Genomic DNA, 25489 nt, shown 5'->3' with positions numbered 1-25489 from the left:
TGATAGATTAATTCATGTTGCCATTGTAACACATTTTCCTCTCCCAGAAAACAAGAACACTGCCAATCAGTAAAAAAATAATTCCGGCCGGATTTTCCTTCTGCATTTTTACTGTTCCCGGTCCGGGTTCGCTGTCTGCCTCCAATTCTTCCTTCAACGGCATGGTAAAATCCCAGGGTTCCATATCATTTATATTGCCTGCCTCGTCCTGAACGGAAAGGGTAATTCTGTTATTTCCGCTTTTCAGGCATTCGCTTGGAATCTTTAGCTTTCCGTCCTTCCATTCATAAAGCACCGGCTCACCGTTCACCGCACAGGAGACGATCCGGACCGCATCCGCATTCTCAAGCGTGATTTCCGGGGCAAATCCCGCACTGTGGTCCATCTCTTCCCCGTTAAATACAAAGCTTGTCCCTGACTGGTTGACTGAAAAATGGAAGCGCTGTACTGTCCGGTTGCCGTATTGGTCGGAGGCCTCGCACAGGAGTACATATTCATCATCTTCTGCCACAGGGTCCAGAGTAAAGGACAGCTTTCCTCCCTTATCTTCTCTTTGGATGGAAATCGTTCTCTCACCGGTACGTTTCCCCGTAAGCCGAATTTTTACACTGCTCTTGTCCAGATTTTCATCCTGCACGGTGATACACGGAGACACCTGGCTGTTGTTTGAGGAAAGGTTCTTTAAATTGGCAAGCGTGATGACAGGGTAACTGCAGTCGGGAATTTTTATTTCCGTCATAGGCGACGGAACTTTCGCTTTTTCCTCCGGTGATACTTTGGCATCTGCATCTATACGGTTATCTGCATCTATACGGTTATCTGCATTTATATTTGTCTGGGACTTTTGTTCTGCATCTATTGCTTCTTCCGTATTATGCCCGTTTTTTATATCATCGGCCTGGCCCATATCGTTCACTATATCCTTTTCGGGGTCTATTGTGCCTCCCTCTGTATCTTTATCCGGATTGTTTTCCGTTTCTTTCGGCTTTTCCGCAGCACCATCTTCTCTCCCGGTGTCATCCGGATCCTTAGTATCCACATCTGCTTTTTCGGCAGTCTTTTTCACTCTTATTTTATAGCGGACCACCACCTCTGTTTCCCCCTCCTCTAAGGCCTCAATATTTCCATTCCTTCCTGCACACGCAACGCGCTCATCTTCTATCTGCACAATGCCGTTATCGGGCAGAAACAGCGCTTCTCCCTTCTGTAATTCCACAATCTGTGTGATCTCCGGTAATGTTTCATCCGCCTCCTTATCCGCTGCAGAAGCTGATACTGAGACTGCAGCACCCAAATATAAAAAGACGCCGGCTACAGCCATAAACATATATCTTCTTTTCATTGTATTTCCTCCTCTGTGAGTCCATTAATCTTTCTTTTTACTTTATCACTGTTAAAACCCGATTTTTCTGCCCCTCTTTTTTCCATAAGGTTAAGCAGACGCTCTGCTTTCTCCGGATTCTGCCGCTCCATTGCCTCCATAAGAGCATAGGCGCAGTAAGCTTCTGCGTCCTCAGGGAAATCTTTGATATAACTTTCATAGCGTTTTTCCGCCTCCTCATAATTTTGCATCTGACGACAGAGGGCCGCTGCGGAGAGCCGGGCTTCCTGTTCCAGCTTCACAGGTATCTTTTCTTCTAAAAGTAGGTTGTAATACTTTATGCTCTGTACCGGATTATTTTGTTTTCCGTACACCTTTGCCAGCTGATACCATATTTCGATCCGGTATATAGGCGCATACGTCTCTCTTTTGTTTTCTTCCAGATTTTTTTCTGCCTGCTGGAGAAGCTTGCGGGCTTTCTCGTCCCCCTCACTGCCGGAATATCCCAGTTCCGTTTTGTACGCCTGTATTACATTTGCCAGAAATATGGATTCACCAGTCTTTTCCCAGGATGTGCCCTCACTGTCCTCCAAGTCTCTTATGGCTTTTTGTGCAGTCTCCCAGGCGGCCTTGGAATGTTTTTCTTCTATGGCATCCAAAATTCTGCGGTACAGCTCTCCTTTTTTTGTTCCCTCCTGCTCCCTCAGAAAATATCTGCGCGCTTCCTCATAATCTGCTGTATCTGCCAGGCTTGTGCCCTCCCGGCCCCCCAGAATCCTTCCTGCATCCATCAGCAGCTCCTGTTTCTTTATCTGCGCGCCTAAAAGCATTAAAAAACCGGCTGCCAGGAAAATAAAACCGGCATAGGCACGTTTCCTGGCCTGTATCCACTCTTCCAGATTCTGAAGCTCCCTTTTGACCGTACTGATTTTCCGGTATCTTTTCCCCAGGGAAGGTTCCATACATTTGTCCGCAATATGTCTCCACTTTTTACAGAGTCTCGTCTCCCGTTCCTCTTTTTGTTCCATATAACGAAGTATGGCACCAAATCCGTAGATATCAGACCGTTCCTCCGCATTTCCCAAATACTGCTCCGGTGCCGCAAATCCGGGAGTTCCGAACCTGCTTTTGCTGCTGTGTTTCCCTGCACTGCTGTTCTGTTCAGACAAGGACGCAATGCCAAAATCAAAAATCCGTATATCACCTGAGATATGTACCATCAGATTGGAAGGTTTCATGTCCTGATAGATGATCCCCTTTGCAGGGCCATGTAGATATTCCAGAAGGCTGCAGAGCTGTAGCGCCCATTTTATCCGCTTATCCCAGGGTATCTTTTTACCGCTTTTCTTAATCTCTTCAAGGGTGAACCCTTCCAGATAATCCATGACCAGATAACGGCATCCGTCCTCCTCCAGAATATCAACGATCCTGGGAAGTGCCGGGTGCTCCAGATGCCGCATGATCTCCGCTTCCCGGCTGCTGTCTGCGGGAATCTTTTTGATGGCCCAGTATTTTTTCAGTTTCATATCAAAAGCCAGAAATACCTGTCCCTGTCCGCCTTTTCCCAGCATTCTATCCAGGCGGTAGCGCTCTTGGAGAAGACGCTTTTTCTCATACACGAACAGCATCACCTCTTAAATATTATTTGAATATTATTTGAATTTTAATTGGAATATTTGGCAGATATGCCAGAAGGTTTTATAAATTGGGATGGGCCGCCGCATGCAGCGGCCCGGTTCCCTTTGTGTCAGATTACATTCTCTCAGGTGCTTCAAATCCCAATAAGTCAATGCATGTCTCCAATACATCTCTTGCCAGGACCAGCAGACGGATCCAGGATGTCTTCTGCACTTCGTCCTCTGAACTGAGAATCTTTGTTTCATGGTAAAAGCTGTTGAAAGCATTTGCAAGATCATAGATATAAGAACATATCTTATGCGGTGCTTTTTCTTCAAAAGCAGGTGCGATCACAGAATTAAATCTGGACAGCTCCAGCATCAGAGCTTTCTCGCTGGCATTGGCGGCCGGGAGCATCTTGCCTGCCTCCGGATCTTTGCCTTCCTCACGGTAGCGTTCCAGAATGGATTTGATCCGCACAATGGTGTACAGGATGTACGGCCCTGTATTGCCTTCAAAGGAAGTGAAACGCTCAACGTCAAACACATAATCCTTGGAAGCCTGATTTGATAAATCTCCGTATTTGATGGCAGAGAGTCCCACCATCTCGGCTGTCTTTTTGGCGTCATCTCCTTTTACACTGCGGTTCTCAACGATTTTCTTATACATTTCCTCATTGATCTCGCTGATGAGGCGTTCCAGACGCATAACGCCGCCTTCTCTGGTCTTGAACGGCTTGCCGTCCTTGCCGTTCATGGTTCCAAAACCAACAAACGCAAGCTGGGTATCATCCTCCGTGAGCTTGGCTTTTTTCGCACAACGGAACACCTGGATAAAATGCAGTTCTTGGCGCTTGTCCACCACGTAAATCATCTCATCCGGATGATAATCCTCCATACGCTGTACGATCGTAGCTAAATCCGTGGTGTTGTAAAGAGACGCACCGTCGGATTTGAGGATCATACAAGGAGGAATTTCTTTTGCATCACTCTCTTCTTTTACATCCACGACAAGTGCTCCCTGGTCCAGATATGCATATCCTTTATCTTTCAGGTACGCCACCATATCAGGTATATATGGGTCAGCATCCGCTTCGCCTTTCCAAAGGTCAAAGTCCACATGCAGTTTCTCATAATTCTTTTTCAGGTCTGCAACAGAAACTTCCATGATGTGTTTCCAGAGGGCACGGTATCCTCTTCTGCCCTGCTGAAGCTCCAGTGTTGCCTCCAAAGCTTCGTTTTTGTATGCTTCATCTTCTTTTGATCTGCCGCTGGCTGTGGGGTAGATCTCCTCCAGTTCGCTGACTGTAAAGGGTGCTTCTGCGGGGTATTCCCCTTCGTACGTCTGATCAAAATACACCAGTTCAGGGGAACGTTTTTTCAGTTCTGTGATGATCAGACCCATCTGCAGTCCCCAGTCACCCAGATGCACATCACCGATCACCCGGTGTCCCAGAAAACGCCCCATGCGTTTTAGGCTCTCACCAATGATGGCTGAACGGAGATGGCCTACATGAAGGGGTTTTGCCACATTGGGTCCGCCGTAATCAATAATGATCGTCTTGGGAGACTCCGCCTTTTCAACGGAAAGGTTCTCATCCGCCTGCATATCATTCAGATAAGAGGTAAGAAATTCGGGATTCAGCTTCAGATTGATGAATCCGGGATTCACAGCCTCTGCCTGGATAAAGATGTTACTTTCTTTTATTTTTCCGACCACATCGTTTGCAATCATAATAGGTGCTTTTTTGTATGTCTTGGCTGCTGCCATCGCCCCGTTGCACTGATATTCGCACAGATCCGGGCGATTGGATACATTCACTCTGGCAAATTTTTCGTCATATCCGGAAGCTGTGAATGCGTCTTTGATGACTGCTTCCATGCATTCGATGATTTTCTTCATAACTGTTCACTACTCCACTTCTACTTTTTTAGCCACCGCCACCGCAAGGGCCCCCTGTCCAATGTGACAGGCAACGCTCAGGGAAAGAGGGTCCATATGCACTTCCATATCGAAATGCTTCTCAAGCTCTGCCTTCCATTCCAGGGCCTCCTCCTCATTGCCGGTGTAAGCTGCTTCCAGGCACATAAGGCCTTTTTTCTTATATTCTTTGAAACGGTTTTTTAAGTCATCTTCCATGGCTTTGACCATAGTACGCTTTGCCTGCTTTTTGCCTCTGGCTTTCGAGAAGGCATCCAGCTTTTCCCCCTGGATCTGCAGAACCGGCTTTAAATTCAGCACCGTGCCCAGTGCAGCGGCAGCAGGTGTGATCCTGCCTCCCTTTTTCAGATATTTCAAAGTTTCCAGAGTGATATAGATACTGGACTCCCCTTTTTCGGCTTCCAGAATTTCTTTGATCTCCACTGCATTTTTGCCGGAGCTTGCCAGGTGAATCGCATCCAGTACAGACTGTCTCTGCGTAACAGAAATTCTCTGGTTGTCCACAACCTGTACACGCCCCTTATATTCTCTGGCCAGCACAAATGCCGTCTGGCAGGAGTTGCTCAGACCGCTGGACATGGGAATGTGCACAATTTCATCGTGGTCTTCCAGCAGCCGCTCCCAAGTCTCCAGTACATCCGCAGGAGAAGGCTGAGATGTGGAAATGTCCGCATCCTGAGCCAGCCGCTGGTAGAAATCCTCCTGGGTAAGGGTGATCCCCTCCAGGAAAAGCTGCTCATTAATATAAAAAGGCATTGGAAGAACCGTAATCCCCAGCTCCCCGGCAAGCTGCTGGGTAATGCCGCTGTTACTGTCCGTCACAATTGCAATCTTCTTTTTTTCCATTGATTCCTTGACTCCTTTTCCCCATTTTGGGTTACTATTTTTAATAATATCATAGACCGGAGTTAAATACAATGTCTCCCCTGGGAAAATTTTGACGAAAAAATCACTGCATGCTATAATAGATTTCAGATAAAATACTGACAAGGAGGGATATCATGTCATTTCAGACAGAATCTTACGCACACACAGCAAAAACGATCATTGCTAATCTGGAAAAACGAAACATGCTGGGGTATTACTGTGAAAATGCCCGGGAGGCCCAAGAACTCATCCACAACCTTATCCCTGTCAACGCCACAGTGACCTGGGGCGGTTCGGAAACCCTTGTGGAGACAGGCATTATGGAGACTTTGAAGGAGAGCGGTTACATACTGCTTGACCGGAAGGCAGCAAAAACGCCTGAAGAATCCAGGAAACTCTATGGACAGATAGTCACTGCGGACTATTTCCTCACCGGCACCAATGCCATCACCCTGGACGGGGAACTGATCAATGTGGACGGCGTGGGAAACCGGGTTGCCTGTCTGATCACAGGCCCTCAGCATGTTCTTGTGGTTGCCGGCATGAACAAGATCGCCGTCACAGAGGAAGACGGAATCCGCCGGGCCCGCAATATGGCGGCACCGCCAAACAGTATCCGGGTAGGTGCGCACACACCCTGCTCCAAAACCGGTGTCTGCGCAGACTGTCAAAGCCCTGACTGTATCTGCTGCCAGACAGTGATCACAAGACGTTCACGTGTAAAAGACAGGATAACCGTTATTTTGATCGGCGAATCTTACGGGTTCTGAAACCAAAAAGAATCCAACAGCTCCCTGCTTACAGGAAAGCTGCTGGATTCTTTTTTACATTCTCCGGAGTGCTTCTATTGGGCTTAAATTCGCTGCCTTTATAGATGGGAGCAATCCAAATACCAGACCGATGATCATGGAAAATATCACGGCCGCGGCGGCGGCCGGGATACTGATGACCATTGGCGTCTGCGATATCTTTGATATCACTTTCGACAATATAAAGCCTGCAGCCACACCCAGGACACCGCCCACACTGGTAAGCACTGCCGCCTCAGTCAAAAACTGGCCCAGGATCCGCCGTTTGTTGGCACCGATCGCTTTTTTCAGGCCAATCTCACCAGTACGTTCTGTAACCGACACCAGCATAATATTCATAACACCAATACCGCCAACTAAAAGAGAGATACTGGCAATCCAGATAAGCTGCCGGTTGGTATTCTCACTGATCTGCTGAAGACCCTTTGCCTTCTCCATAATATCCTCTGCCTTATATTTGATAGAGTCTGATGTGGATGTTATGGACGCATTCAATATTTCGGCGGTCTTTTTGCCTGCTTTGCTCATAGCCTCCGGACTGGCTGCACGGATGACTGCCTGCTGCGGTTCGTCATATTGATAGACAATGGGCCATGTGGCGTCAGGCATCAGAACCATTCCGCTGTCATCGCTGTAGTATGTGTAATAATCCTCCATACTGTTAATGACCGGTTCATACTCGTCTGACTTTTTGATAATGCCTACAACGGTAAACGGCTCCCCTTTTATCTCTATGGTTTTGCCGATTTCCTTGCCTTTTTCAAAGAAATTGTTGGAAGCCGTCTCGTCCAGCAGGACCACTTTTCGGAAATTATCAAAATCCTTTCCGGAAAATCCCCGGCCCCGTACGATCTGATATCCGCAGGTGTCCAGATAATCCTTATCCACTCCCAGGACTTTACCGCCGTCCATGCTTTGGTTCTGATAATAAATACTGTCCGCATATTGACGCAGTCTGTAAAGAGACGCATTCTCCACATTGTCCAAATCCAAAATCTGCTGTTTCTGCTCCTCTGTGACAACCGGTACACCCTGGGGTATTCCCTGATACTCCATCTGATAAATATTGCTGCCTTCGTTCAGGGTGATATCCACCACATTGTCACCTTCGCCGATCAGGTTCTTTTTGATCTGCTCACTGGTTCCCTTGATCGTGGACACAATGGAGATCAGCGATGCGATTCCAATGATTATACCCAGCATTGTGAGAAAAGAACGCATCTTGTGAGCCCAGAGTCCCTGGAAGGACAATCTAATATTTTCTACCATGTTTTATCCTCCCTCCTCTAGTACATGTTGTAAAGGTCTTCTATGGCTGCGCGTCTGACTTTAACGCCTTCTTTTACTTTCTTGCCGTACGGAAAAGCAATGTTGTCCTCCTCTGTGAGACCGCTTTTAATCTCCAGCATACTGCCGTAAAAGTTCTTGCCTACCTGGACCGTCCGTTTTTCCAATTGATGGGCCTTGTTTTCCACATACACAAAGTCCTTGCCGTCTTTATTCCGCACAAATTCTTTGCTGATGTAAAGACCTGCGGGATTCTCCGTCTCTGCGGGAAGTTCCAGGTTGACACCCTCCATATTTTTAAGGCCGTCACTGTTTTTGATATAGGCGGTAAACGGATAATACGATACTTCTCTGCCGTATCCGTACATGTTGCCGGAGGATGGAAAATTGGAAATTTCTTTTATCTCCGCTTCTATGGGAAGTCCTGATTCGTATGTGAATCCTGTCAGAACAGAGCCTGGCTGGAGCTGCTGGAGCTGATACTCATCTGCCAGTCCTTTCACGTAACTGCCCTCTGAGCTCTCCACAACAAGGAATGCTTCCCCGTCCACTTCCCCTTTGCTTGGGTCTCCCACTTTCTTGACCACCCCATTCAGGATGGACTCTACCGTCTGGTCCTCCAGTTTTTTCTCCACATTTTTGATTTTCAAGTCGCTGCCGCGGATATCCAGTTCTGCTGTTTTAATTTCTTTTTTCTTACCCGTGATCGCTTTCTCCAGCTCATCTTTTGTATAGCCGTCTATGATATCATCCTGGGGTATTTCTTCCATGAAATCCCACTCGTCGGGAAATTCCTCTCCGTCCATATCACCGTCCGGATTTTCTTCATCGGGGATCGGGGGTTCTTCCTCTGTGTAGGTTCCCAGATGGGTGAGATACCATGTCTGAGGTTCCACCTTCTGGGTTATTTTACTGCCGTCAATGCAGAGGGCGGCAATGAGAAAACCTGCCTCTTCATCTTTGTCCCTGACTTCCAGGATACAGTATACCGGTTCTTTTTCTTTAGCATCGGAAGTTCCATAGCCTGCTGTCATGTTGAGAAAAGCGCCCTGGATTTTAACATCTTTTTTACAGAGATAGTAATAAGGATCTTCTTTGGTGCCGGTCCCCTTGTATGGAACCGCATTTTCTATTTTCTGGCCGGGTAGTGTTTCCAGCGTAATGTCTCCGTATAGTTTGTCGTAGACCATGGTCGGTGACGGCTTTTGCGGTTTGTCTGGGTCATCCGGATTCGGGTTGTCCGGGTCCGGGTTGTCCGGATTTGGGTCATCCGGATTTGGGTTGTCCGGATTCGGGTTATCCGGATTTGGGTCATCCGGATTTGGGTCATCCGGATTCGGGTTGTCCGGATTCGGGTTGTCCGGATTACCCTGGTCCAAATTGTCCGGATTGGAATTATTTTGATCTGTATTATCCGGGTTCCTGCTATTTGGATCTGTTCGATCGGAATTTCCAGAATCCGCCGACGCTCTCGCATTTTGAGCAGCTGCCATCCTGCTGAACGCTTCCGCCCATCGTCCGTCTGGGCCGTCATTTATCTCCTCTTGTCCCAGCGGAAGGATTCCTGATTTACTGCCCGCTCCCACAATGTTTCCGTCGGAACCGGCCTCATCCTCGTCGTTCTCTGATTTCTGGCTGTCGGGAATGATGTTGGCATTTTTAAGTTTTTCCAGTTCCTTTTCCAGACCTTTCTTCTTTACCAATAGCTGCTCTTTGTTGATTTTCTCCATCTCCAAATCAATATTGACCAGCGTCATATCATATGACAGAAGAGGAGTACCTTCCACTACTTCTTGTCCTTCCTGTACATATATCTGATCCACCATCTGTTTATCCAGCAGATGGACCTCCTGTGTTACGCTGGAGGATATGGTTCCGTCAATACTGGTACTCATTCCCCATATCTGCTGCTTTAGATCAGCCACGGGGTAGACATCCACTTTTGTCTGGTCCATCTTTTTTACACCATACCAGATTCCTGTGCCGGCCAGCGCTGCGGCACCCACACAGATGACGGCAATTAAGATTTTTTTATTTCTCGCCTTCATAGAATCCTCCCCTCTACTGTGCCTCACCTTCCGGGCTGGCTGTTGCTGCCCCGTCTGAACCTTCTGTTCCCGCTTCGCCTTCTGTGAAGTTTCCTTCAAGCTCCCCGCCTTGGTTCTCCCCGTCTAATGGCACTGAATTTCCTTCATCGGCTCCGTCCACTGCTTCCGGAAGATCCTGGCTTCCTTCAGGCATCTCACCATCCGCGGGCATTGTTTCTGCATTGCCCACCGGAATTTCTTCGTGTGTTGTCTTCATTCCTTCTTTTAAGAATTCCTGCGGAAAAGCAATATAGTCATTCACTTTCAGGCCGCTTTTTATCTGATACTGGAACAGATTTTCATCATGCTCACCAAGTGTCACGTCGCGTTTTTCCAGTTTCCCGTCTTTGTTTTCCACCCAGACACAGGGCTGCTTGTCCACCTCCATGATAAAGCCTTCATCCAGCCAAATGCCTTCTTTTTCTTCCATTCCGGTGTCGTTTTCTATATACACATGCTGGCCCAGCATAAGGCCGTCGGAAGTATCCAGATTTATATAAAAAGGATAGGAGGAGGACATCATTTCACCGCTGTCGCTGCTGCCTCCGTACATCATATTGGTATTATTTCCCTCTCTGTTTTCCGTGTCAACAGCGGTAAAAGTCCCTGTCCATGTCTTAGTTTCATCGACTCTGGAACGGATGATCGCTCTTGCTCCTTCCTGCACAGCCCCTATGTTCTGCTCATTTACTTTGCCTTTTACTCTATAGACACCGGTTGCGAGAATTGTCATAAATGCCTGGGAATTGCCGCTGTAAGGATCTATTTCGTTGCCCTCATTAATGCTCTTCACAACGCCCTGCAGATCACTTGTGACTGAGGAGTTCGCAATTTTTTCGTGTATCTGAGAAATTTCCACCTCTTTACTCTTACGTTCATATTCACTTTTCTTCAAATCCATCTGGGCTGTCTGGATCTGGGTTGTATAGGAAAACTGGTCATCCTCAGAAGCGGATTTCTTTTCTTTTTCCAATTGTGCGATCTGGCTGCGAAGGTTTTCCATGTCTGTATCCGCACGCTCCAGATCCAGTTGAGCCTGCTGCAGATCCGCTTCCAGAGTCTCTGTATCATAGACAAAAAGAGCCGTTCCTACATCCACTTCGCTCCCCACTTCAACCAAGATTTCTTTTACTTCCCGCTCTGCATTCTTTTGTATTTCCCATGTTTTCTGCGGCTCCACGACTCCGGCCAGCCTCTGGACCTGGGAAGACGGGTCCATGGATGAGACACTGGTCACATAAGCCAGTTCTGTACTCTTCTCCTCGCCCTTTCCCCTCTGCATGTAAAGACCCGTACCAATAACACCTGCCAGCAGTACAACGCCTGCTCCGATCAATATCTTATTTTTTTTATTCATACATTTCCCCCTGTTTATGATTTAATACAACTATTGTCTGTTAAGAAGACCCGTGAAAGCAACTTTACACAAATTATAACAGATTTTAAAGATTCTGTCTTTTAACTTTTTATAACCTTTTGAAATCTTTATGTAATCTTTTCTGTTCTAATTTCGTATATAATATATCAACCGTATTTTTGTCATATTCTGTCGAATTATAGCTTTATATATCGAATAATATCTGTTTTTATCTAATCAGATATTTTTATGACTTTTTAAGTTATTCTTATTATTAATAAAATAATACAAATGAAGGGGGTATTTTATGAACGTGGAAAGTCTTGTTCACCGTCTTGGTATCTGCTCCATATATCGGGGCTATTCTTTCCTTATCTACGCAGTTGAACTGGCAGTCAAAAATGAAGAATATCTGCTCTACATAACCAAAGAATTATATCCGGATGTGGCGAAACATTTCCATTCCACCAGCACCAGAATCGAGCGGTCGCTTCGTACGGTCATCACCACCTGCTGGAATGAAGGAAACCGCGGGCTGCTGAACCACATCGCCGGATATGAACTGCAGCGCAAGCCAACTACCGGAGAATTTATATCCATGCTTGCATATTATGTGAGAAATCATAAAGAAGAGGATTAGGAAAAATAAGCAGAAGAAGGGAGCAGACCTGTACGGTGCTCCCTTCTTCTATGCAATGATTTTACACAGCCATTTCTTTCTGTTCAATATAACGCTTCACTTCCTCCAAAGTAGGGATGGAGGACTGTGCACCTTTTCTGGTTACCACAATAGCGGAAACATAATTTGCAAATATTGCCGCTTCCCTCAGACTTTTTCCTTCAGCAAGCATGATCGCCAGTGCTGCGGTAAAGGAATCCCCTGCTGCCGTTGTATCCACGGCCTGTACTTTCATGGCAGGTATCCTTTCTGCTCCGGATATCTTATCATCCAGATATACACCTTTTTCTCCCAAAGTCACGATTACATCTTTGACTCCTTTTTTTCTCAGACACTCAGCTGCCTTTTCCAAATGTTCTTCCGGGTTATCAATCCCTGTCAGCATTCCTAATTCTGTTTCGTTGGGTTTAATGATATCTACATGGCGGTATAATTCATCCGGAAAATTTTTTGGCACAGGAGCCGGGTCCAAGATCACCATCTTCCCCATTTTTTTTGCAATCTCAGCGGCATAACATACTGTTTCCAAAGGCACTTCCAATTGGAAAATGACGATATCACTTTCTTTGATCACATCCAGATTGTCATCTATATCCTGTTTTGACAAGGTTGCATTTGCGCCTGAGACTACAATAATACTATTATCCCCGTCTCTGTTGACTGTGATCAGCGCAATACCGGTGCTTACATCATCCTTGACGATCACCCTGGCAGTATCCACTCCCGCTTTATTCAGGCTGTCCATCTGGATATCTGCATACATATCCCGGCCAACGGCCCCCAGCATGATAACATCAGCTCCCAGCTTCCCTAATGCGCAGGCCTGATTAGCCCCTTTTCCTCCTGCATTCATCTCCATCTTATTACTGAGGATAGTCTCCCCCACAACGGGCGTGTGGTCGACCTGTACTGTCATATCCAAATTCAAACTTCCAATGACTAAAATTTTCTTCATACTGTTTTCTCCTATCATCCTTTTACACTTCCCGCTGTGATACCTTCAACAAAGTATTTCTGGAATGGAAGGAACAGGCAAATTGGAATTATAGCTGAAATCAGTGAGCCGGCATAAATATAAGTCCACTGAATGGAACGCTCTCCGCTAAACTGGCTGATGGCAATCTGAATCGTTCTGATCTCCTTGGAACGTGCCACTAAAAGAGGCCACATATAAGAATTCCATTGATTCATAAAAATCATAAGACCTGCTGTTACAAATACCGGAATGGAGATCGGCATAATAACTTTTACAAATATCGTTGGCCATTTCGCACCGTCCACACGCGCTGCCTCCACCAGACTTGGCGGAATATCTTTAAAGAACTGGATAAACAGAAATGTTACCAATCCATCTGCTATTGCAGGTATGATCATACCTGCATATGTATCAACCATACCCAGTCCGTTGGCAACATTATATAACGGAATTGCAATTGCTTCAAACGGAACCATAAAGGAGATCAAAACAAGCGGATAGAAAATCTTCTTGCCCTTAAACTCAAAGCAGGTAAACGCAAACCCTGCCATGGAGTTGATCAGACATCCAAAAATAATTGAAACCACTGTAACGATCATTGTGTTCATGATCGGACGCCAGAACTCATATTTGGTAAAAATAATGCTGTAATTCTCACCGGTAATATTTGTTGGGATCAGGGACCTGATCGTAAATGGAAACATGTTCTGGAATAAGTCTTCCTGTGTCCTCAGAGATGCTGACAGACAGAAGAAGATCGGAAATAAGGACGCAATTGTCATAATCACTAACACTATGTATATAACAACTTTTTTCGTAATTCTTTTTTGTCTCAGTGTCATAACTTTACGCCTCCTTTTCTGTCAGACATTTATTCTGAATAAAACATACCAGCATTACGATCACGAGAAGGATGGTAACAATACAAGCCTGTCTCGGACGGTTTGAATATTTAAACGCAGATTTGTAAGCCTCATACATCAAGACATTGGTGCTTCCCTGAGGACCGCCTTCTGTAGCGATCTGAATAGGTGCAAAAAGCAGGAAATTAGCTGTGGTATTGGCTACGAACACAAATAGCAGAGTATTCTTTAACAGTGGAATTGTAATCCTGAATAATGTACTGAAAAATCCCGAACCGTCAATCTTGGCCGACTCATAAACAGCAGTGTCAATTCCTTTCAGCCCTGCAAGGATAAACATCATCCAATAAGCACAGCCTCTCCAGGATGCGATCAGAACAATGGATAGAAGTGCCCACTTCTTATCAATAAGAAAACCAATCGGACTGATTCCCAAGATTCCGAGAACACTGTTTACCACACCATTGTTGACATTCAGCATCATCTGCCAAATAACCGTTGCTATGGTCAAAGAGATACAGAACGGCAGATAAAAAACAGTCCTGAATATTTCAATTCCACGTACTTTGACATTAACCATCATTGCCATGATAAATGCAATGATTATCTGAAGTGGAATTATGATGACATTAAATTTCAGAGTGACCCACAAAGAACTCCAAAATGTTTTATCAGCGAACAGTAATTTGTAATTATCCAGTGTAAAACTGCCCTCCGTGGAAAGAACTCCCTGAATAACACTGTCTATAATAGGATAAATCTTAAAAACGCATATCAAAACAATTGTCGGCAATATTAAAAGGTACGGAAGCCATTTATTTTTAATATAGATACCACCCATAGTATCCTCCTATCTTTCTAAGTCATGACTATCTATTCATTTTCCTGATCTTTTCGCATAGATGGCGGAATGCCGGGTAAGGCATACCGCCATTTATCAACTGTCAATTACTTTTTATAAGCTGCTACTGCAGATTCAAACTGTTCTATTGCATTGTCTAAAGTCTCTTTTACGTCCGCTCCGTTGCGCACATCTTCCCAAGCCTGGTCTAAAACTGTGGAATACTCACCGAATACAGGTGTTACCGCACGAGGAACTGCAGTATTTGCAGCTTCATATGCCGCAATCTTCATATCCATAGAAGCTTCCGGGTCATTTTTGATCTCATCCTGTTTGTCCAGACGGCTCGGTACATCTCCATTTGTTTCCAGCCACATGTCACTGCCTTTTTCCAAAGTAAACCATTTAATAAAATCTGCTGCCGCATCTTTATTTTTGGAATTGGAATTAATACCAAAATACCAGCTTCCTGTAGATGTAGCTGCTTTATCTTCGTATCCCTCAAAACATGGTGCATAAGTATAACCGATCTCATCATCTGCCTTCATGCTTGACGGTGTCCATGTTCCGCCTACCATAAACAGCATTTTGCCTGCATAGAACTGGTCACCCAACTGGTCGGCATCATATCCCTTGGATGCGATCCCATCATTTACTAAGCCCTGATACCATGTCATTGCATTGATCCAAGGCTCTGTATTCACAACACCGTCTAAGGAATAGCCGTCATCGCTGATGTTTTTACCGCCCATGGCATTTGCAAGCATATTCATCTGATAGACACGGCTTACCTGCTGGAAATCAAATCCTATCAATCCCTGTGTGCCATCCGGGTCCAATTTTTCCAGGGCCTGTTTCGCCAAGTCCGCTACCTGCTCATATGTAAGACGGTTATTCTCATCATTTTCGGGGATCGTGATGCCTGCCTTATCCAGTAATGTTTTATTGTAATATAATTCCTGTGTGGATGTGTTTTCCGGTGCTGCGTACATAGTATCCTCCCAGACTCCTGCCTGGTAGGAAGCATCATCCCATTTTGCTTTATCTTCATCAGTGAAGTATTGATCCAGTGGTTCCAGATAGCCGCTGGTACCATATTTTGCGATATAGGTAACATCGACGCTCATAACATCAAAATCTGCATTTCCTGCTGCTGCTTTTGTCTCGATAACCTCAAATAAATCGTTGAAAGAATAAAATTCAGCATCAATATGTACACCCGTTTCTTTTTCATATTCTTCCAGTATGGGTTTTGTAAGACCCTCCCAAGAGTCCTCACCGGGTCCCTGAGAGACCCATTTTAATGTCACGCTGTCTGAATCGCCCTTAGCTTCCGTCTTGCTGTCACTTTTTCCTGAATCCCCTGATTTCCCGCATCCTGCGAGACCCAAAGACGCTATCATCGCTGCACTAACTGTCAATGCCAGTACTTTTCTTGTTTTCATATTCTTATCTCTCCTTTTCTCCAGGTATCTGTTCCAGATACGCAGTTATCTCTTTTTTATGTTCTTTAAAAACTGTAGTTAAAAACAACCGGTAAAATTTCAATACGTCCACATCCACTGCATAGAGCGCATTACACTTCTCTCCGTGCCAGTGCCCATCAATATCTACAACTGACTGCCCTCTGGCAATTCCATCTTCTACGATATCAATATTAGACTCTTTTAAAGAAACTACCTTCTCATCGATCAGGTATGCGATAGTTAATATGTCATGCATGGGAGATAACATTTTATACCTGATCTCCCAATTTTCATCCATACCTGATTTCGTTATATGGTATATAAACCGTGATAATCTGGTGTCGAAAATGCGAAGTAATTCTCTGCATTGTGCGTCAAGGGCTATTTTATTTGTAACATCAAGACCGATCATTACACACTTACTGAAATCAGCTTTAAAAACTTCTTTTGCTGCAATGGGGTCTGCCCAGAAGTTATACTCAGCCACCGGACTTACATTGCCGGTATACTTAGCTCCCCCCATCAAAACGATCTCCTTCACATTACCGGCGAAAGTAGGATCCTTTCTGATGGCAGATGCGATATTTGTGCATGGCCCAATGGCTGCAATAGTAAGTTTTTTCGGATTTTCTTTTACTATCCTCACAAGAAAATCAACCGCATGTTCCTTCTCTGGCCTCTTATCCGTCTTGACAGAACCGGCATACCCACCAAGTCCATCGTCACCAAATGCCTCCACCGTATCCGGCCGTTGGCCGCTCACTGCTGTATCTGCTCCCTGATACAAGGGAATATCTTCTCTATCGCATAGCGATAAAATCTTCAAACCATTTTGAGTTGTAGTTTCAATATGTCCGTTTCCTGCAACAGAACATATGGCCAGCACCTCAATTGCCGGATGCTTCAATGCAAGAATAATCGCAAGTGCATCATCCACACCCGGATCACAATCAATAATCAGTTGTATCTTGTCCATCTTATTTTTTTCTCTCTTCTATTTTGCAAGTTTTGCAAACAAGTCTGCAAAAAGATTATCTCTCTTAATGTGATACACATATTTTATAAAGTGCCGGTTGTTGTCAAATGCATATCTGTCATCATATTCCGGAATAGGACTGTGCATCAGGCAGTCCTCCTCAAAGTCACCATCAAGAAGCCATGCAACAGCAGTAACATCCCAGATAGGTCTTGTCCAGGTAGAACCCCCGTAGCATTCCAGCGCTTCTTTTGTTGTCACATCCACAAGGTAGTCGCAGAGCTTATTCTTACCGCGAAGATGATATTCCAGTTCTGGTCCGCTTGTCGTAAAGGCAGATACAACCCCCATACACGGAAGCTGAACCAGAGGAACACCGCATCCAAATACAATTCTTGCTCCGGCAACATCCTGAAACAGATTGAATTCCCTGTTGTGAGGCCAGTGGAGGGCATTTCCTCCCAGCCAGATAAGTACAATCCTGTTTTTGATCTCAGGATTCATTAAAAGAGCAGAGGATACATTGGTAATAGCACCAATCGCGATCACATACAATGGATTCTCTTCTGAATAATCCATAGCTCTTTCAGCTAAATCCTTTGCTGCGTCTGAGATTACCGGTTCTGTCTCGGAAGGCATGTATGCTGTTGAGCCTCTGTAAACATTTGGCTTTAAATCGTCTCTCTCCAGCAATGTAAGGATATTCATAATTTCCTGATAGCTTTTTTCCATACCATCTGCAGGACCAGTGGATTTTTCATTGTGGAACGGAGCTGCATAGATTGCTTTTAAATTAAGCTTTTCATCTGATTTAATCAAATAAGCAACTGCAAACTGGTCATCAATCTCATTATAAGTATCCGTATCAATCACCACATCCACTTTACCTTTGGGCTTCTGCAGCCTCATAACAAGTTTTGCATTATCAATGTTACTTTTCTCCACTACTCTTGAGCTGGTAAATTCATCCCAGTCCTTCTGTGCTTCTTTCTTTACCATATTACTCCTTTCTCATACCACTTTCCTCTGTTATCATGCTTTAAGAAAAGTTTTTCTTAAAGTGTTTTCCTATGCATGTATTGTACATCGCTTTTTTTCTACTGTCAACATTCTTTTGTTTTTTTGTTAAATAAAACTATTTACGAAAGGCTTTTCTTGTGCATATTGTACACTAGCAGTGCTTTTCTTCTTTATTGATCTCTGTATTCATGCTCAATCAATGCAGCTGCACTTTCTTTATGATCCGGAAATTGCTTCTCAAAAAAGAGCCTGAAAAACCTTTTTACATCCAAATCAGATGCAACTTTACAGTTTTTTTTCTTATCTTTCCATATTTCAACAGGATAAACCACGGATGTACCCCTGCATAGACCTGCCGTCTCTATCTCTACATATGCATCCTTTAATTTTAAAACGGAATCATCAATGAGATAAGCCGCTGCCAAAACATCGCACAGTTCACATCCCAAATTTTTAAGTTTTTCCCAATAACTGTCAACGTAAACTCTGGTGATTTGATGAATAAATCCGGAAAGTGGCGTATTTATCTGGTAAAGCAGTTCTCTCATTGCCGGTGTCAAGAATGCTTTTCTCGTCACATCAAGCCCTACCATTACAATTTCTTTAAAACCGGCCTCAAAGACAACTTTTGCAGCTTCCGGGTCATGCCAGAAATTAAATTCTGCCGTTGGTGACATATTTCCGCAGTGTTCTGCTCCCCCCATCAAAACAATTCTTTTAATATTTTTCACGAAATTCTCATCTCTCTGCACAGCTCCGGCTATATTTGTCAGCGGACCGATAGGCATTAGGGTAAGTACATTTTTGTTTTCCTGTGCTGCGCGTACCAGATATTCTTCTGCGGATTCTCTCTGCAGAGGAATCCTGCCGTTGTCAATCTTCACATCCCCCAGTCCATTATCTCCATGAGAACTTTCACATATTTCCGCTTTTCCCCTGAGAGGTTCCCCTCTTCCTCTATAAACAGGTATGTCCTCCCTCCCACAGAGCTTTAATATAGCGGATGCATTTTGCGTGGCATGATCAATATCTGTATTCCCATCAACTGTAGTCAAAGCTTCAATCTTTATTTTGTCCGGAGCACTGACCGCCAGCAGAATGGCCATCGCATCATCTATCCCCGGGTCCGTATCAATAATGATCCGTTCCATAACTCTATCCCTTCCTTTCTTCTTTCCTCCTCCGCCTTGCAGGCTGACAAAATAACCAGCATTGGCTATGATCTCTGTCCGAACGGCGTATTAGTAACAAATCGTTATGAAATCATTTTCGTAAAGCATTTTTCTATGCATGTATTGTACTTATTCTGCTCTTCCCTGTCAACTATTTTTTTATTTTTTGTTAATTAAAACTATTTACGATAACATTTTCTTGTGCATATTTCACATAGCATTGCTATTTTTCCGTTGACAAATCTTTCCTTATCCTTCATAATAAAAGAAAAAATTATGACGAGGGTCCTCATATGACAATCAAAGAAATCGCCAGCCTGGCCGGTGTCTCTATCTCAACGGTTTCCAAAATCGTAAATAACAAAGACCAGAATATCAATCCTGAGACCCGCAGCCGGGTACTGAAAATTGTAAAAGAATACAACTATACACCTTACGGCATGGTAAAAAATATATCCAGTGCAAAGACCTTTTTGCTGGGGGTCCTGCTCCGCACCGCCTCACAGACCAATCTGATGCTGAACGGCATCCTGCAGGCAGCTCAGGAGCAGGGTTATAATGTGCTGCTTCTGGATAGTCTGAACAGTACAGACACCGAGCTAAAGCATATCACCTCCCTGTGCAAGAACAATGTGGACGGTGTGATCTGGGAGCCAGTGGACGAGAACAGTTCCCAATATGAGCATTACTTTGCAGAACAGAACATTTCTGTCTGCTATATAAATGGCCCTGACACCCTGCCTGCCTACAACATCGACTTTGAAAAAATGGGCTATGTCCTGACCCAGAAGCTTCTGGAGTACAAGCACAGCAAAATTGCCTGTCTGATGAAAGAAAAAAGCAGGCGCTCCAAAATGGTATTTGAGGGATTCAAGAAATGTTTATTTGACAATCAGATTCCCTATCATGACAAAATGAGGCTTTTTATCTCTGACCCTGCCTGCTGTTCCAAAGTGCTGAGCCATGGTTTTTCAGGCATTGTCAGTTCTCATTTTGCCTCCTCCCTGATTCTGTATGAACAGATGAATAAACTGCACTACTATGTACCCTCCGACTTATCTTTGGTAAGCTTAAAAGATGACGTACGGGAAGCCATCTCCTTCCCACATATATCCAGCATCAAAATCCCTTACCGGGAATTCGGCTACTATGTGTGCAGAAACCTGATTCAAAAATGCGAAAAAAAAGACGAGGGAGAACCGGAATATACCTTTGTATCCCAGTGTATCTTTGACAACGAGGACAGCCTGGACATCCCTTCCTTCTTCCGCGCAAAAAAAATCGTGGTCGTAGGAAGTATCAACACAGACATAACCTTCAATGTAGACTGGCTTCCCCAGGCAGGAAAGACCACCACGATCCTAAGCTCCACCACCACCCTCGGAGGAAAAGGGGCCAACCAGTCCGTAGGTGCCGCCAAACTGGGACGCGAGGTTTCCCTCATTGGGGAAATCGGAAACGACACGGATTCCACGTTCATCTTCGATATACTGGAAAAAGAACAGGTGACCACCCAGGGTGTCCACAGAGACATGAAAGCCCAAACCGGAAAAGCATACATTTACATCGAGCGTGACGGTGAAGGGACCATCACCATCATGTCCGGGGCCAACGGCAATCTTAGCCCCGAAGATATCCAAAAAAGACAACATCTTTTTGAAAATGCCGGTTTCTGCCTGCTCTCCACGGAGATTCCCATCCACACGGTCCTGGAAGCAGCCAAAATCGCCAGAAAATACGGTGCCAAAAATATCGTCAAACCGGCTGCCTTAAAATCCATCCCCGAGCAGCTTCTTCAGAATACGGATATCTTCATCCCCAACCGAAAAGAAGCTGCCGCCCTGTGCCCCCAGCACACTACTGTAGAAAAACAAGCCGAATACTTTTTTCAAAAAGGGATCGAGACTGTCATCATAACCCTTGGACACGAAGGCTGCTACCTGAAAACCGCGGAAACCGCAAAATACTTTCCTGCCGCCGACTTTATTTCCATAGACACCACCGGCGGTGCAGATGCATTCATCTCCGCCCTGGCCTCCTTCCTGATCGAAGGTTACTCCCTGGAAAAATCCATCCGCATAGCCACCTATGCAGCCGGCTTCTGCGTCTCCAGACAAGGCGTGGTCCCCGCCCTGATAGACCACAACACCCTGGAAACCCATATTAAAAAACTTGAACCAACCCTGCTAAAATAATCGTCCATTCCCAAACCCACAACCGCTGCCCCCTCAATCCGCTTTTTTCTTTTCCCCTCCCCACTTTCAAATCCCTGCGGCCCAGCGCCCCCCAGGAAGGGGCTGCGGGAAGGGCCCCCGGCCTTTCCGCAGTCTCTTCCGTCCGCCCCTTAACGATTAAAAAGTTGACTTTTCCGTCATTTCTGTTAAACTAAACAAATACGGTAACTTCCGCAAACAGGAGATGACACATGAAGATTCGACATAAGAAATGGCTATACGCCGCAGTTTTCCTGACATCTGCCCTGCTGCTTACAGGATGTGACAGCAAGGAGGAGCGCGCGGTAAAGCAGGCAGTTTCAGCAGAACTTGACCAGTTGAAAAGCCCGGATAAAAAGACCATTGAAACATACCTTTCCGCCCATCAACTGTTCCCCGAAGAGGACACAGCCGAAAACGACAGCGAAAAAGAAAGCGCAGACCCTGAGATCATTAAGATCTTCTCACGCTACTTTAAAAACTTCTCTTACACCGTGGATACTGTCAAAGCCGAAGAAAAAAAAGCCAGCGCCACAGTCACCATAACCAATCTGGATGCCCATGCGCTTGCCGAAGATTACACAGCCGCTGCGCTGAAAAAACGGATCACCTGCGACGCCAACCCCAGTCAGGTGGAATTTTCCCTGAAAGATTCTTACCTGCTGCTTGGAGAGACGCTGAAAAAGAATGATTATAAACAGGTGGATACCACCTTTGACCTGAAACTGAAAAAGGACGGGGAAACCTGGACTATTGTCCACAGCGAGGACCTGGACAATCAGATCACCGGCGGATTTCTCACTTATATGGCAGATTCTGATCTGCTGCCGCCCCCGGAAGTGGTCAAGATCCATTTTAATACGATAAAAGAATTCGATACGGAACAGCTCAACATCTATCTGTCTCTGGACAGCCTTTTGGACACGGATGACACATACAGCAGTTCTATTGCCCACGCTATGGCAGAACAGATCCAGACCTGTTTTGATTTTAAAATCCTGGATACTCAAAACGACGAGCGCAATGCTCTGGTAAAAGTCCGGATAACCAGCAGTGATTTCAAAAGCATTGTGGCCTCCTACCAGGAGCAGCTCTCCCAGTGGCTTCAGACTTCTCAGGCCATGGCAGGCGGTGCTGAAGGACGCCGCGAGAAAGAACGGCAGCTCCTTCTGGAAAGCATAGAAAAGAACCAGGATTCCACCACCCGCGACGTGGATATTTCTCTTATCAATGACGGGACAAGCTGGAAAATGCAGATGGATGAAAATGTGGCACAAGCCATACTGGGAGGCGTGGACAGCGCCCTGGCAGATGTGTCGGAAGATGTGGAATAGATATGGCCGTTCCGATGACGGAACTGTTATGGACAGACAAAATGAATGCCCGGCTTGGGTCTGACAAAAGCCGGGCATTTTTCTATACAAAAAATCCTGATACTATTTTAATAAACAATAAAACAAGAACCGTGACCACAATAGGACGGACTATCCTGGTCCCGTTCTTTATTACCATGCCGGAGCCGATGTAATGCCCCGCAATGCTGAACACGGCTGCCGCCAGGCCCAATGTAACTACGATCTTGCCGCTGAAAAAGAAAGCCCCAAGAGCCGCCAGGTTGGAAGCCAGATTCACGATCTTTGTGTTTCCGGAAGCGGTTCGGATATCCATCCCTGCAAGCCCTGTGTAGACAAGCAGCAGAAAAGTTCCTGTTCCCGGCCCGTAAAAGCCGTCATATGTACCGATGACAAAAGAAGCCGTGATCACAATGGCATACTTCTGCCTTTTTGTAAGCTGCCTTTTTAACTTTGACTCCATACTTTTATTCTTCAGCACATAGAACGCCACCACCGGCAGCACTGCAATGAGCATAAGCTTCAGCACTTTATCACTTGTAATAAGAGCCAGATTTGCTCCCATGAAGGACCCCAAAAGCGCCACGAGAAAAGAGGGAACCGCAAGCGGCACATCCGCATACCTGTTTTTGCAGTAACGGGCTGTGGAGATGACCGTGCCGGCAGCTGAGGACAATTTGTTGGTGGCAATGGCATTGTGTATGGGAACTCCGGCTAAAAGATAAGCAGGCAGGGAGATCAATCCACCCCCGCCTGCTATGGCATCTACAAAACTGGCCAAAAACACCAGCGGACAGACGATCAGATAGGAGACAATACCTGGCTCCATTACTGCTCACTCTCCTGTGCTTTCAGTGCAATCCCCAGTTCATCCAGCTGTTTTACATCCACGGTATTCGGTGCCTCCGACATCAAACAGGAGGCATCCTTCACCTTCGGGAACGCGATCACCTCACGGATAGATTCCTCCTTTGCCATGAGCATGACCATACGGTCCAGGCCGTAAGCCAGCCCGGCGTGAGGCGGAACTCCGTATTTGAAGGCATCCAGAAGGAAGCCGAACTGCTTGTATGCCTGTGCCTTTTCAAACCCAAGAGCCTCAAACATTTTTTCCTGCACATCGTTCTGGTGGATTCGCACACTGCCGCCGCCAATCTCATTGCCGTTGAGCACAATATCATAGGCTTTAGCCCGCACTGCACCCGGATCTGTATCCAGAAGCGGGATATCCTCCTCAAAAGGCATGGTAAACGGATGATGCATGGCTGTAAAACGCTGCTCCTCCTCTGACCACTCCAGAAGCGGGAACTCTGTGATCCATACAAAACGGTACTCGTCTTTATCGAACAGCTCCATCTGGCGCGCCAGTTCAAGACGAAGTGCCCCCAGAACATCCCATACAAGCTTGGTCTTGTCCGCAGCAAAGAGGAGCAGATCACCTGCTTCACCCTGCATAGCTTCAATAAGGGCCTTCATCTCCTCCTCCTGCATGAATTTTGCGAAGGAAGATTTCACACTGCCGTCCTCCTGGATGGCAATATACGCCAGACCTTTGGCACCGTATCCTTTGGCGAATTCCACTAACTTGTCGATCTTCTTTCTGGGCATAGCCCCCTGTCCTTTGGCATTGATACCGCGGACACTGCCGCCTGCCTCCAGAGCGTTTTTAAATACAGCAAACTCACAGCCTTTTACCACTTCTGACACATCCGTAAGCTCCATGCCGAAACGCAGGTCCGGTTTGTCCGAGCCAAAACGGTTCATAGCTTCTATCCAGGTCATTCTCTGAATGGGAAGCTGCACTTCCACACCCAGCACCTCACGAAACAGAAACGCCAGCATACGCTCATTTACATCTATGACATCATCCACATCCACAAAAGAAAGCTCCATGTCGATCTGTGTGAATTCCGGCTGACGGTCAGCGCGCAGGTCCTCATCGCGGAAACATTTGGCGATCTGGAAATACCTGTCGTATCCGGAGCACATAAGAAGCTGCTTAAAGATCTGGGGTGACTGAGGCAGCGCATAAAAACTGCCCGGATGCACACGGCTTGGAACCAGGTAATCCCTTGCTCCCTCCGGTGTACTTTTATTCAGAATCGGTGTCTCGATCTCCAAAAATCCTTCATTTGCCAGGAACTGGCGAACCAGCACAGCAACCTGGGAACGCATGATCAGATTTCTCTGCAGATCCGGTCTTCTCAGATCCAGATAACGGTATTTTAAACGCACTTCCTCTCTGGTCTTGCTGTTCTCCTCAACAGGGAAAGGAGGGGTCTCTGACTCGGACAGGATGCGCAGGGCATTTGCCCGGACTTCAATCTCACCTGTCTTCAGATTCTCATTCACTGCGCCGGAACGCGCCTCCACGCGTCCCGTCACAGCGATAACAAACTCACTTCTTAATCTGCCGGCCTTCTCAAAGCCTTCCTCGTCAATATCACCGTTTTCAAAGATTATCTGCATGATTCCGGAACGGTCACGCAGATCCACGAAAACAATACCGCCTTTGTTGCGGCTTTTCTGTACCCATCCCATGAGGGTTACTGTGCTGCCGATCTCTTCTTTCGTCACTTCCGTACATCTGTGGGTTCTCTTTAACCCGTACATTGATTCTGCCATTGTGTCAGTTCTCCTTAAAT

Annotated in this window: 20 protein-coding genes; 4 read left to right on the top strand and 16 right to left on the bottom strand. The window is 45.8% G+C overall.

All coding sequences use genetic code 11. The annotated features are described in order from the left end of the window. Window positions 1-7 precede the first annotated feature (7 nt). From C6P39_RS21295 to C6P39_RS21280, 4 genes are all read right to left on the bottom strand, one after another. Window positions 8-1342 (bottom strand): hypothetical protein, encoded by a 1335-nt coding sequence (locus tag C6P39_RS21295; protein ID WP_104805107.1) that lies wholly within the window; start codon window positions 1340-1342, stop codon window positions 8-10. Further along, entirely contained in the window at window positions 1339-2940 is a 1602-nt protein-coding gene (locus C6P39_RS21290; protein ID WP_158661651.1) for a serine/threonine-protein kinase, read from the bottom strand. Before C6P39_RS21290 ends, C6P39_RS21295 begins: the two co-directional genes overlap by 4 nt. A 133-nt stretch (window positions 2941-3073) precedes the next feature. Continuing rightward, window positions 3074-4840: an arginine--tRNA ligase gene (gene argS, locus C6P39_RS21285; protein ID WP_104805105.1), complete on the bottom strand. Its 1767-nt coding sequence runs from the start codon at window positions 4838-4840 to the stop codon at window positions 3074-3076. 9 nt (window positions 4841-4849) lie between these two features. Next, window positions 4850-5725 carry a DegV family protein gene (locus C6P39_RS21280; RefSeq protein ID WP_095175351.1) on the bottom strand — a complete coding sequence of 292 codons (876 nt, stop codon included), beginning with the start codon at window positions 5723-5725 and terminating at the stop codon, window positions 4850-4852. 155 nt (window positions 5726-5880) lie between these two features. On the opposite strand from C6P39_RS21280, the gene C6P39_RS21275 reads away from it, so the two are divergent. Next, on the top strand, window positions 5881-6516 hold the full coding sequence (locus C6P39_RS21275) for a lactate utilization protein (RefSeq protein WP_104805104.1): 636 nt from the start codon (window positions 5881-5883) through the stop codon (window positions 6514-6516). 54 nt (window positions 6517-6570) lie between these two features. Here C6P39_RS21275 and C6P39_RS21270 read toward each other — a convergent pair whose 3' ends face one another. The 3 genes from C6P39_RS21270 to C6P39_RS21260 are packed head-to-tail and all read right to left on the bottom strand — an operon-like array spanning window position 6571 to window position 11286. Beyond that, window positions 6571-7824 carry an ABC transporter permease gene (locus C6P39_RS21270; RefSeq protein WP_095175349.1) on the bottom strand — a complete coding sequence of 418 codons (1254 nt, stop codon included), beginning with the start codon at window positions 7822-7824 and terminating at the stop codon, window positions 6571-6573. A 17-nt stretch (window positions 7825-7841) separates the two neighbouring features. Further along, complete coding sequence (locus C6P39_RS21265) at window positions 7842-9890, bottom strand: efflux RND transporter periplasmic adaptor subunit (RefSeq protein ID WP_104805103.1); 2049 nt, start codon at window positions 9888-9890, stop codon at window positions 7842-7844. A 13-nt stretch (window positions 9891-9903) separates the two neighbouring features. Next, window positions 9904-11286, bottom strand: coding sequence for an efflux RND transporter periplasmic adaptor subunit (locus tag C6P39_RS21260; protein WP_104805102.1), 1383 nt, complete (start codon window positions 11284-11286; stop codon window positions 9904-9906). A gap of 307 nt (window positions 11287-11593) precedes the next feature. Here C6P39_RS21260 and C6P39_RS21255 point away from each other — a divergent pair, with 307 nt between their 5' ends. Continuing rightward, on the top strand, window positions 11594-11926 hold the full coding sequence (locus tag C6P39_RS21255) for a sporulation initiation factor Spo0A C-terminal domain-containing protein (protein ID WP_065542199.1): 333 nt from the start codon (window positions 11594-11596) through the stop codon (window positions 11924-11926). 61 nt (window positions 11927-11987) lie between these two features. Here the strand turns inward: C6P39_RS21255 and rbsK are convergent, their stop codons facing one another. From rbsK to C6P39_RS21220, 7 genes are all read right to left on the bottom strand, one after another. Next, on the bottom strand, window positions 11988-12920 hold the full coding sequence (rbsK, locus tag C6P39_RS21250) for a ribokinase (protein WP_095175346.1): 933 nt from the start codon (window positions 12918-12920) through the stop codon (window positions 11988-11990). Between the two features lie 14 nt (window positions 12921-12934). Further along, the gene (locus tag C6P39_RS21245) at window positions 12935-13783 is read right to left on the bottom strand and encodes a carbohydrate ABC transporter permease (RefSeq protein ID WP_065542201.1); all 849 of its coding nucleotides are present in this window, start codon (window positions 13781-13783) and stop codon (window positions 12935-12937) included. A gap of 4 nt (window positions 13784-13787) precedes the next feature. Next, window positions 13788-14645, bottom strand: coding sequence for a carbohydrate ABC transporter permease (locus C6P39_RS21240; protein ID WP_095175345.1), 858 nt, complete (start codon window positions 14643-14645; stop codon window positions 13788-13790). A 107-nt stretch (window positions 14646-14752) separates the two neighbouring features. Further along, a complete protein-coding gene (locus tag C6P39_RS21235) occupies window positions 14753-16090 on the bottom strand; it encodes a sugar ABC transporter substrate-binding protein (protein WP_095175344.1) in 1338 nt (445 codons plus the stop codon). A gap of 4 nt (window positions 16091-16094) precedes the next feature. Next, entirely contained in the window at window positions 16095-17087 is a 993-nt protein-coding gene (locus C6P39_RS21230; RefSeq protein WP_095175343.1) for a nucleoside hydrolase, read from the bottom strand. Window positions 17088-17105: 18 nt separating this feature from the next. Further along, a complete protein-coding gene (locus C6P39_RS21225) occupies window positions 17106-18086 on the bottom strand; it encodes a nucleoside hydrolase (RefSeq protein ID WP_095175342.1) in 981 nt (326 codons plus the stop codon). 191 nt (window positions 18087-18277) lie between these two features. Next, window positions 18278-19258 carry a nucleoside hydrolase gene (locus C6P39_RS21220; protein WP_104805101.1) on the bottom strand — a complete coding sequence of 327 codons (981 nt, stop codon included), beginning with the start codon at window positions 19256-19258 and terminating at the stop codon, window positions 18278-18280. Between the two features lie 314 nt (window positions 19259-19572). Between C6P39_RS21220 and C6P39_RS21215 the strand changes: the two genes are divergently transcribed. Together C6P39_RS21215 and C6P39_RS21210 are read left to right on the top strand one after the other, a co-directional pair. Then, window positions 19573-21474, top strand: a complete 1902-nt coding sequence (locus C6P39_RS21215; RefSeq protein WP_104805100.1) for a PfkB family carbohydrate kinase — start codon at window positions 19573-19575, stop codon at window positions 21472-21474. A gap of 230 nt (window positions 21475-21704) precedes the next feature. Next, complete coding sequence (locus C6P39_RS21210; protein ID WP_104805099.1) at window positions 21705-22826, top strand: hypothetical protein; 1122 nt, start codon at window positions 21705-21707, stop codon at window positions 22824-22826. Between the two features lie 82 nt (window positions 22827-22908). Here the strand turns inward: C6P39_RS21210 and C6P39_RS21205 are convergent, their stop codons facing one another. Beyond that, entirely contained in the window at window positions 22909-23673 is a 765-nt protein-coding gene (locus C6P39_RS21205) for a sulfite exporter TauE/SafE family protein (RefSeq protein ID WP_187144046.1), read from the bottom strand. Then, window positions 23673-25469 (bottom strand): aspartate--tRNA ligase, encoded by a 1797-nt coding sequence (aspS, locus tag C6P39_RS21200; protein WP_095175338.1) that lies wholly within the window; start codon window positions 25467-25469, stop codon window positions 23673-23675. Before aspS ends, C6P39_RS21205 begins: the two co-directional genes overlap by 1 nt. Between the last annotated feature and the right edge of the window lie 20 nt (window positions 25470-25489).

The sequence above is a fragment of the Blautia marasmi genome (assembly GCF_900258535.1).
Lineage (GTDB): Bacteria > Bacillota > Clostridia > Lachnospirales > Lachnospiraceae > Blautia > Blautia hominis.
Note: the sequence above shows the minus strand (reverse complement) of the source record. Positions and strands in the feature narration are given on the sequence as shown.

Excerpts from the sequence above, each read along its gene's own strand:
- C6P39_RS21275 (WP_104805104.1), top strand. The coding sequence starts at position 5,881 with ATGTCATTTCAGACAGAATCTTACGCACACACAGCAAAAACGATCATT.
- C6P39_RS21245 (WP_065542201.1), bottom strand. The coding sequence starts at position 13,783 with ATGACACTGAGACAAAAAAGAATTACGAAAAAAGTTGTTATATACATA.
- C6P39_RS21230 (WP_095175343.1), bottom strand. The coding sequence starts at position 17,087 with ATGGACAAGATACAACTGATTATTGATTGTGATCCGGGTGTGGATGAT.
- C6P39_RS21215 (WP_104805100.1), top strand. The coding sequence starts at position 19,573 with ATGACAATCAAAGAAATCGCCAGCCTGGCCGGTGTCTCTATCTCAACG.
- C6P39_RS21240 (WP_095175345.1), bottom strand. The coding sequence starts at position 14,645 with ATGGGTGGTATCTATATTAAAAATAAATGGCTTCCGTACCTTTTAATA.
- C6P39_RS21295 (WP_104805107.1), bottom strand. The coding sequence starts at position 1,342 with ATGAAAAGAAGATATATGTTTATGGCTGTAGCCGGCGTCTTTTTATAT.
- argS (WP_104805105.1), bottom strand. The coding sequence starts at position 4,840 with ATGAAGAAAATCATCGAATGCATGGAAGCAGTCATCAAAGACGCATTC.
- C6P39_RS21235 (WP_095175344.1), bottom strand. The coding sequence starts at position 16,090 with ATGAAAACAAGAAAAGTACTGGCATTGACAGTTAGTGCAGCGATGATA.
- C6P39_RS21255 (WP_065542199.1), top strand. The coding sequence starts at position 11,594 with ATGAACGTGGAAAGTCTTGTTCACCGTCTTGGTATCTGCTCCATATAT.
- C6P39_RS21270 (WP_095175349.1), bottom strand. The coding sequence starts at position 7,824 with ATGGTAGAAAATATTAGATTGTCCTTCCAGGGACTCTGGGCTCACAAG.
- aspS (WP_095175338.1), bottom strand. The coding sequence starts at position 25,469 with ATGGCAGAATCAATGTACGGGTTAAAGAGAACCCACAGATGTACGGAA.
- C6P39_RS21265 (WP_104805103.1), bottom strand. The coding sequence starts at position 9,890 with ATGAAGGCGAGAAATAAAAAAATCTTAATTGCCGTCATCTGTGTGGGT.
- C6P39_RS21220 (WP_104805101.1), bottom strand. The coding sequence starts at position 19,258 with ATGGAACGGATCATTATTGATACGGACCCGGGGATAGATGATGCGATG.
- C6P39_RS21225 (WP_095175342.1), bottom strand. The coding sequence starts at position 18,086 with ATGGTAAAGAAAGAAGCACAGAAGGACTGGGATGAATTTACCAGCTCA.
- rbsK (WP_095175346.1), bottom strand. The coding sequence starts at position 12,920 with ATGAAGAAAATTTTAGTCATTGGAAGTTTGAATTTGGATATGACAGTA.
- C6P39_RS21205 (WP_187144046.1), bottom strand. The coding sequence starts at position 23,673 with ATGGAGCCAGGTATTGTCTCCTATCTGATCGTCTGTCCGCTGGTGTTT.
- C6P39_RS21260 (WP_104805102.1), bottom strand. The coding sequence starts at position 11,286 with ATGAATAAAAAAAATAAGATATTGATCGGAGCAGGCGTTGTACTGCTG.
- C6P39_RS21210 (WP_104805099.1), top strand. The coding sequence starts at position 21,705 with ATGAAGATTCGACATAAGAAATGGCTATACGCCGCAGTTTTCCTGACA.
- C6P39_RS21280 (WP_095175351.1), bottom strand. The coding sequence starts at position 5,725 with ATGGAAAAAAAGAAGATTGCAATTGTGACGGACAGTAACAGCGGCATT.